General features: G+C 43.4%; 10 protein-coding genes. All 10 read left to right on the top strand.

Annotation, left to right across the window (positions count from 1 at the left end; genetic code table 11):
• The coding region (gene atpA, locus QZ735_RS15255; RefSeq protein WP_294250046.1) for a F0F1 ATP synthase subunit alpha at positions 1–1490 on the top strand (1490 nt) is incomplete at its 5' end.
• A gap of 85 nt (positions 1491–1575) precedes the next feature.
• Positions 1576–2439, top strand: a complete 864-nt coding sequence (gene atpG / locus QZ735_RS15250) for an ATP synthase F1 subunit gamma (RefSeq protein WP_294250041.1) — start codon at positions 1576–1578, stop codon at positions 2437–2439.
• Positions 2440–2541: 102 nt separating this feature from the next.
• Positions 2542–3900, top strand: coding sequence for a hemolysin family protein (locus tag QZ735_RS15245; protein ID WP_294250036.1), 1359 nt, complete (start codon positions 2542–2544; stop codon positions 3898–3900).
• An 11-nt stretch (positions 3901–3911) separates the two neighbouring features.
• The gene (locus QZ735_RS15240) at positions 3912–4217 is read left to right on the top strand and encodes an ATP-dependent Clp protease adaptor ClpS (RefSeq protein WP_294250033.1); all 306 of its coding nucleotides are present in this window, start codon (positions 3912–3914) and stop codon (positions 4215–4217) included.
• Positions 4218–4583: 366 nt separating this feature from the next.
• Positions 4584–5198, top strand: a complete 615-nt coding sequence (gene udk / locus QZ735_RS15235) for a uridine kinase (RefSeq protein ID WP_294250028.1) — start codon at positions 4584–4586, stop codon at positions 5196–5198.
• Positions 5199–5213: 15 nt separating this feature from the next.
• Positions 5214–5570, top strand: coding sequence for a septum formation initiator family protein (locus QZ735_RS15230; RefSeq protein WP_294250026.1), 357 nt, complete (start codon positions 5214–5216; stop codon positions 5568–5570).
• 116 nt (positions 5571–5686) lie between these two features.
• Positions 5687–6844 carry a methylmalonyl-CoA mutase family protein gene (locus tag QZ735_RS15225; RefSeq protein ID WP_294250024.1) on the top strand — a complete coding sequence of 386 codons (1158 nt, stop codon included), beginning with the start codon at positions 5687–5689 and terminating at the stop codon, positions 6842–6844.
• Between the two features lie 100 nt (positions 6845–6944).
• On the top strand, positions 6945–7289 hold the full coding sequence (locus QZ735_RS15220) for a hypothetical protein (protein WP_294250021.1): 345 nt from the start codon (positions 6945–6947) through the stop codon (positions 7287–7289).
• Positions 7290–7312: 23 nt separating this feature from the next.
• Positions 7313–7741 carry a DinB family protein gene (locus QZ735_RS15215; protein WP_294250018.1) on the top strand — a complete coding sequence of 143 codons (429 nt, stop codon included), beginning with the start codon at positions 7313–7315 and terminating at the stop codon, positions 7739–7741.
• A 65-nt stretch (positions 7742–7806) separates the two neighbouring features.
• On the top strand, positions 7807–8905 hold a 1099-nt coding region (locus tag QZ735_RS15210), incomplete at its 3' end, for an RsmD family RNA methyltransferase (RefSeq protein WP_294250016.1).

The following is an 8905-nucleotide window of genomic DNA, read 5'->3' as shown; positions in this document are numbered from 1 at the left end:
GTACAGTTTTAACCATCGGTGATGGTATTGCTCGTGTATACGGGTTAGAAAACGTACAATACGGAGAGTTGGTGAAATTTTCTAGTGATGTAGAAGGTATTGTACTGAACCTTGAAGAAGACAACGTAGGGGTTGCTCTTTTGGGGGAAAGCAAATTGGTGAAAGAAGGAGACACCGTAAGAAGAACCAACAGAATCTCTTCTATCAAAGTAGGGGAAGGAATGTTAGGGAGAGTAGTGGATACCCTGGGTAACCCTATCGACGGTAAAGGTCCTATCACAGGAGATTTATACGAAATGCCGTTGGAAAGAAAAGCTCCGGGAGTTATCTACAGACAGCCGGTAACCGAGCCTTTACAATCGGGTATTGTGGCGATCGACTCCATGATTCCTGTAGGAAGAGGACAGCGAGAGCTGATCATCGGTGACCGACAGACCGGTAAAACCACCGTGGCGATCGATACGATCATCAACCAGAGAGAATTCTTTGATGCAGGAAATCCTGTATACTGTATATATGTAGCGATCGGTCAGAAAGCTTCTACCGTAGCACAAATCGTTAAAACCCTTTCCGATAAAGGAGCCCTGGCTTATACGGTAATCGTTGCCGCCAACGCTTCAGATCCGGTTCCGATGCAGGTATATTCTGCAATGGCAGGAGCATCTATCGGTGAGTTCTTCAGGGATACGGGAAGACCGGCATTGATCGTTTATGATGATCTGTCCAAGCAGGCGGTTGCGTACCGTGAGCTTTCCCTTCTGTTAAGAAGACCACCGGGCCGTGAAGCTTATCCGGGAGACGTTTTCTATCTTCACTCCAGATTACTGGAAAGAGCGGCGAAAGTAATTGCCGATGACCAGATTGCCAGCCAGATGAACGACTTACCGGAGTCTCTGAAGCCAATCGTAAAAGGAGGAGGATCCCTGACGGCACTTCCGATCATCGAAACCCAGGCAGGTGACGTTTCCGCATACATCCCGACCAACGTAATTTCCATTACCGACGGTCAGATCTTCCTGGAGTCAGATCTTTTCAACTCAGGGGTTCGTCCGGCAATCAACGTGGGGATCTCCGTATCCAGGGTAGGAGGTAACGCTCAGATCAAATCCATGAAGAAAGTTTCCGGTACACTGAAGCTTGACCAGGCACAGTACAAAGAACTTGAAGCGTTTGCAAAATTCGGTTCAGACTTAGATGCTTCTACGTTAGCTGTTATCTCCAAAGGGGAAAGAAACGTGGAGATCCTGAAGCAGCCGGTGAATTCTCCGCTTCCGGTAGACAGCCAGGTAGCCATGATCTACGCAGGAACCGAAAACCTGTTGAGAAACGTACCGATCAGAAAAGTAAAAGAATTCCAGGTTGAATACATCGCTTTCCTGAGATCCAAGCATCCTGAGACCATGGCTGCGATCAAGGCAGGTAAAATTGATGATTCCATCACAGGTGTTCTTAAGCAGGCTGCTAATGATTTAGCTGCTAAATATAACTAAAAATTAGTTGATGGTTGTTGGCTGATAGTTGACAGAATTTTCTAAAACTAGCAACCAACAACCGACAACCAACAACTAACCCAATATGGCAAACTTAAAAGAAATACGAGGCAGAATTGCGTCAATTTCATCAACGATGCAGATTACCCGTGCTATGAAAATGGTTTCCGCAGCGAAACTGAAAAAAGCACAGGACGCTATCGTGATGCTGAGGCCGTATTCTGAAAAACTACAGGAGCTGATCCAGAATGTAAATTCCAGCTCAGATCCTGATCAGGTTTCTGTTTACGCTCAGAAAAGAGAAGTGAAGAAAGTGCTTTTTATCGCTGTTACTTCAAACAGAGGTCTTGCAGGAGCTTTTAATTCATCGATCGTGAAGGAGCTGAACCTGCAGTTTCAGAATAATTCCCAGTATGAAGTGGAAGTGCTTTCCATTGGTAAGAAAGCTTTCGATGCGGTAAGAAGAACCCGTACCGTTTACGCCAATGAAAGTGCAGTGTATGAAAACCTGAGCTTCGATGCCGTAGCCCATGTGGCAGAAGCCGTGATGGCCAGTTTCAGGGAAGGCAAATTCGATGAGGTTTATGTAATTTATAATAAATTCATCAATGCGGCTACCCAGGAAGTAACAACCGAGCAGCTTCTTCCGATTTCAATGCCTGAAACTACGGAGCCGCAGGTGGAAACGGATTATATCTTTGAACCGAGCAGAGCAGAAATCCTGGATAACCTGATTCCTAAGTCCATCAAGACCCAGGTATTCAAGGCAGTACTGGATTCCGTAGCATCAGAACATGGGGCGCGGATGACCGCCATGCACAAAGCAACGGATAACGCACAGGCCCTGAAGAATGATCTTGTGATCTTCTACAACAAAGCGAGACAGGCTGCCATTACCAACGAGATCCTGGAGATCGTTTCCGGAGCTGAAGCATTGAAAAACTCGTAAGGGTTACTTTAACATATTATTAAAGCATCGTGTACCACGATGCTTTTTTTGTTATTTTTATTTTGTTTATATTTGTAAAAATAAATTTTAGACCACCTTTAAATGGACTCGGACATAGTCAGGCTTTTGCTGGCCTTATTACTCGTTTTACTCAATGGCTTTTTCGTAGCCGCAGAATTTTCAATTGTTAAAGTTCGTTACTCACAGATACAGCTTAAAGCTGCGGAAGGAAATTCCATGGCAAAACAGGCGGAACACATCATCAAACATCTCGACGAATATCTTTCCGCCACTCAGCTGGGAATCACCCTGGCATCGCTGGCGCTGGGTTGGGTAGGGGAAAGCGCCCTGCACCACGTCGTTGAAAATATTTTCGATTCACTCAATATCAGTCTTACTGCCGCTACGGTTACCTCCATTTCCGTAATTATCAGCTTTGTATTGATTACCATTATGCATATTGTTTTCGGTGAGCTGATCCCGAAATCCATTGCCATCAGGAAATCAGAGGCCACGACCATGGCTACTGCATTGCCCTTAAGGGTATTCTATACCGTTTTTAAGCCTTTTATCTGGCTGATGAATTCGATGTCAAACGGGTTCCTGAGACTGGTGAAAATCCATCCGGCTTCGGAACAGGAGATCCATTCCACCGAAGAACTGCAGCTGCTGGTGAAACAGAGTGCTGACAGCGGCGAGATTGAAGAGGAAAACTACGAGATCATTAAAAATGCATTTGATTTTACCGATCATTCGGCAAAACAGATCATGGTACCGCGCCAGAATATTACGTCCATCAATTTTGAGGATGACGTCAATGAGATCATCAACAAGATCATGGACAGCGGATATTCAAGGATTCCGGTGTACGTGGATTCCATTGATAACGTGATCGGTATTTTGTATACCAAAGAAATCATAAGAGAGTATATCAAAAGCAAAGGCGAGCTTACCCATGAGGACCTGAAAGACTTGATGCGGGATGCCTTCTTCGTGGTGGGAAGCAAGAAAATTTCGGACCTGCTCAAAATTTTTCAGCAGAAAAAGCAGCACCTTGCTATTGTTATCGACGAATTCGGGGGTACCGAGGGCATTATTACGCTGGAAGATATTCTGGAGGAACTTGTCGGGGAAATCCAGGACGAGGAAGATGATGAAGAGAAAATTGTTGACAAAATAGCAGAAGATACCTATTGGGTACAGGCGACGCAGCCACTGGAAGAGATCAACGAATTTCTGCCTAAAAAGCTGCCGCTGCCTGAAGAAAGCGAGTACAATACCCTGGCCGGATTTATCCTGCATGCTTTGGAAGACATTCCGGAGGAAAACCAGGAATTTACCAGAGAGAATTACCATTTCAAGATTTTGAAAATGAACAATAAAAGTGTCGAAATGGTGGAAATGGTCTATGAAGAACCGAATGATATTGATAACCTGGCTGAAAAGCTGGGCGAAGTCTAAAAAAGCTGAAGATGATTTTCTACAATACCATAAAAGACTATGACGATCCGAAACGAAAGTACGAAGAAGACGTGCTTGTTCTGGAAGATACCGATGAAGTGTACAAGTTGGTGCTTCATAATGATGATGTCCATACTTTCGATTATGTCATTGACTCATTGATCGAAATTTGCAAACATACAATGGAGCAGGCGGAACAATGTACTTTACTGGTACATTTCAAAGGAAAGTGTACCGTAAAGACAGGCGCGCTGGATATTCTGAAACCCATGCATGAAAAACTGCTTTCCAGGGAACTGACCAGCGAAATCGTATAAATAACAGACTCCGGTACATGTGCCGGAGTTTTTTTATTAAACCGCAGGGAAAATGATTCCGGATATGTTCTCTACAGGTCCTGCAGCCGGCAGTTATGATCCGGGTAACTTCATAATTCTGTACCGCTTATTGGCGAACCGTTTATACTATCCGTATCACAATGGCCCGGGCTCTGCAGCCCTAAATCCCAAAAGGATTTTTCTTGACGGATCACCGTTAGTCTCATCTGATATCAGTTGTCCCGTACGGCTGCGCCTGCGCTAAGCTTCCTTGCTTCAACCTTTCGCTTTCAATCCTGCAGACTGAATTCAAGTCAAATAAAATAAAATAGTATATTTGTACAAACTATAAAGAAGATAAGAACAATGCTTGTAATAGGAATTGCAGGAGGTACCGGATCCGGTAAAACAACAGTTGTTGATAAAATTATTCAGCAGCTTGATATTGAAGGAATGAACATCCTGTCGCAGGATAATTATTATCACGACAACCACAATCTTACCCTGGTAGAGAGGGAAGCACTGAATTATGATCATCCGAAGTCCATTGATTTCGACCTGCTGATCAGCCATGTCCGTGCCCTGAAGAACAGCCAGCCGATCGAACAGCCCATCTACAGCTTTGTTACCCATTCCAGAACCGGAGACCACGTAACGGTGGAACCCAAAAACGTTTTGGTCGTGGAAGGCATCCTGGTGCTGACCAATAAAGAACTGCTGAAGGAATTTGACCTTAAGGTCTTTGTGCATGCGGATTCAGACGAAAGACTGATCCGGAGGATCCGGAGGGATACCCAGGAAAGAGGAAGGGACCTGAATGAAGTGCTCCACCGGTACCAGACTACCCTTAAGCCCATGCATCAGGAGTTCATCGAACCGTCCAAAAATGAAGCGGACCTCATTATTCCTAACATGAGGCAGAATTCCGTAGCCATTGATTTCCTAACCACCGTTATCAAAAACTCACTGAGAAAACACTAACATCAGTATTGCGCCATGAAGGAAAATAAGCTTATCAAAGAAATCCAGCCCAAATCTGAGACCTTTAAACTTATTCAGAAGTATGTTCTGAACAAATACACCATTACCGTATGTCTTTTTCTGATCTGGATGGTATTTTTTGATAAGACATCATTCCTGGTGATCAATGAACTGAACGGAGAAATTGATAAATATGAAGAGCAGCTGCAGTATTATAAAACGGAATACGAAAAGAACGATGCATTTTATAAAAAGCTGATGAACAATAAGTCGGAGAAGGAGAAATACGCCAGGGAGAATTATTTCATGAAAAAGCCGAATGAGGAAATTTTCATCCTGGTAGTCGACAGTACAAAAGTTGCTAAAAAATAGTTGACCATCAATCGTGAACGATCAGATCAGTCCGCTGTGTTTGTCAATGGATCTGTTCCTGAAATTCACTGTAGACCTGCTCAGCAAAATTTACCATTTACCATAATCCATACACCATGTCAGATACAGCCTGGGAAAATTTAGTAAAGAAACAGCTTAAAACGGATGATATATTTTCCGTTCTCACGAAGGAAAACCTGGAGGAAATCAGTTTACTACCGTTTTATGACACCGTTGCACAGCCGCTGGTCAACCTTCCTAAAATTGAAGAAAGTACCCATCTGGTAGCTAGGTATCACGACAGTCTTGAAGAAGATGTTTTTGCGTTTCTGCTGGACCGTAACGTAGAAAACCTGGAGCAGAAGACCATATTCATTAATAATGAGGACCTTGCCGGGCACATCAGCCCCAGGGAAGAAGACCAGTATTTTTCGCTGATCGATGTTTTTGATGAAAAGAAAGGGGTGATCAATGACCAGCTGGTGAAAGAACTGCTGGCAAAACAGTTCCGGCGAAACATCTGTATTGACGTGGCCCTCCATCAGAATGCCGGAGCCTCCATTGTCCAGCAGCTGGGCATTGCCCTGGCCAAGACAAAAGAACTGATGGAAATATACGGCCCCGAAATTATCGGAAAACTTATTTTCAAATTGGCTGTAGGGCCAAACTACTTCTTTGAAATAGCAAAAATCAGGGCTTTTAAAATGGTTTTTAACCAGCTGTCGAAGGAGTACGAGAAGGATGAAATCCCCTATATTTTTGCAGAAACTTCGCTCAGGAATAAGTCGGTTTCAGATCATGAGAACAATCTTATCCGTTCTACACTTGAATTGGCTTCGGCCATGATCGGCGGTGCGGACGCCGTTTTCACCAATAATTATCTGATAGACAGTACAACGGAAAATTCGGAAGAAATTTCATTCAAACAGCAGATTGTCCTGGCTTATGAGAGCATCATCAACGTATTTGAAGACGCCGCCAACGGTAGCTATTATGTAGAAGATATTACCCGCCAGATGGCGGAAAAAGCATGGACGCTGTTTGTAGAGATGGAGGAAAAAGGAGGTTATCTGGAACTGTTGAAGAAAGGAGAGCTCCAGAAGGCGATTTATCAACATGCCGTTGAAGAACAGCAATGGGTAGAAGAAGGAAAGATCAAACTGATCGGTGTCAACCTGTACCCTAAGCTGGACGCGAAGAGGAAAGCAGAGGAAATGTATTCTGAAACGGAAATCAGGGCAGTGCGGTGGGCCGAAATGTTTGAGTCAATATGAAAAAAAAATATTACTGCTATCTTTATTCTCTTCGGCCATCTGTTTTTCCCAATCTGTAAAAGATCTGTATGGAAAATGGTCAGAAGTAAATAAGGAAAAGTTGGGATCATTTACATTCTTTCCTGATGGCTATGCTATGATGATACAGGGCGGTAAAATTATTGACGGCAGAAACTATTCCATCCCGGAAGGTCCGGATAAAGGCAAAAGAGGCCATATAAAGTATACCGTGGACTTCATCAATAAACCCTATAAAATAAATCTGACCGCTTCATACAATGACGGATATAAGGAGATCGAATTAAATCAATTTCTGCAAGGATTTATTGAGTTTATTAAAGAAGATGAGATGCTTTTTTTCCTGGACTTTGATCATGAAAGACCTGAAAAACTGGATCCGCTTTCACCCAATACAGTTATTTTAAAGAGAGAGTCTGTTTTATAAATGGTTCGGCTATGAAAGAAAAAATGGTTGATTTATTTGAATACACTTATCATTTCAACAAAGAAATGATCAGAATTATGGCAGATCACCGGGAAAAAGTGGGCGGAGACATAATCCGCTTAATCAATCATACCCTGAATGCACAGCAAATCTGGAACTCCCGGATACTGGGCGGAATTTCATTTGACGTATGGCAGATCAATCCCTTTGAAAGTCTGAATGACATTAATCAGCAGAACTTTACCCGGAGTATTGAAGTTATTGAACAATATGATGCTGATCAGAGGATAGAGTACCGGAACTCAAAGGGAACAGAATTCGATAATACGGTTTTTGAAATGCTTTTTCAGGCGGTCAATCATTCTACTTACCACCGTGGACAGATCAATTCCCTGTTGAAGCAAAGTGGTATTGATCCCGTTCTGACGGACTATATATTTTATAAACGGTAATCCGGACAGCCTGCCAGTTGAAATTCAGGAGCATCATTTTTAACAAAAATTATCGATTCAAAGCTGTGGTCAGTACCCTATTAGATCAGAACATTCAACAGTACATTGATGCAAACCTCAATACGGATCTGCATTCCTTATTATTAAAAAAATCGCCATTTCCTGAAGTATCCATGCAGGAAATCGTACAACAGATCAAAGGGAAGCAGGTTGCCCGTAAGAAGTTCCCTTTTCTGCTGAAAGACGGCATCGTTTTTCCGCCCCAGCTGAACCTGGAGCAGGCCTCTTCTGAAAAAACAGCAGCGTATAAAGCAGAACTCCTGAAAGGCGAAAAATTCATCGATCTGACCTGCGGTTTCGGCATCGATGCCTATTATCTTTCCCGCAGTTTCAGGAAGGTCACCCTGGTTGAACAGAATGCTGAGTTGCTCGCGCTGGTTGAGCACAACTGGAATGTTCTCGAGAGGAATGCCGGTTTCATCAATCAGAGACTGGAGGATTTTCTTGCAGACACGAAAGAACATTTTGATGTAATGTACCTCGATCCGGCACGGCGGGACCAGAATAAAAATAAGGTATTTCTGCTCGAAGATCTTTCACCGGATCTCCTGGCCATTCAGAGCCGGCTGCTTTCCTTATCAGACCGGGTCGTGATAAAACTTTCACCGTTGATTGATCTCAGGTACCTGGTTTCGGTACTTCCCGGCATTTTCAGGATGGATCTCATTGCTGTGAAAAACGACGTCAAGGAAGTCGTGATTTTCTTATCGGGTACGGGAAAAGCTCCAGTAAGCTGCCACTGCGTCAACCTGGAGAGCGGAGAGGAAGATTTCGCCTTTACTTTCGGTGATGAAGATGCAGCCCGGGCAGTATACGGAGAACCTGAAAAGTATATTTATATTCCGAATAATGCCGTTTTAAAATCAGGAGCGTTCCAGCTGGTTTCTGAAAGGTTCAGACTGAAGAAGTTCCATCCCAATACGCATATATATACATCAGATAAGAGGGAAGAAGGGTTTCCGGGGCGGGTTTTTGAAATGGAAGCCATTGAAGCTAAACAAATTAAAAAGAAGAGCCGGTACAATATCATCTCAAAAAATTATCCGCTGAAACCGGAAGAAATAAAAAAGAAATACCAGCTTACAGACGGTGGGGAAGAGTATC

The organism is uncultured Chryseobacterium sp., assembly GCF_913776365.1.
Taxonomy (GTDB): domain Bacteria; phylum Bacteroidota; class Bacteroidia; order Flavobacteriales; family Weeksellaceae; genus Chryseobacterium.
This window is presented reverse-complemented; position numbering and strand designations above follow the sequence as displayed.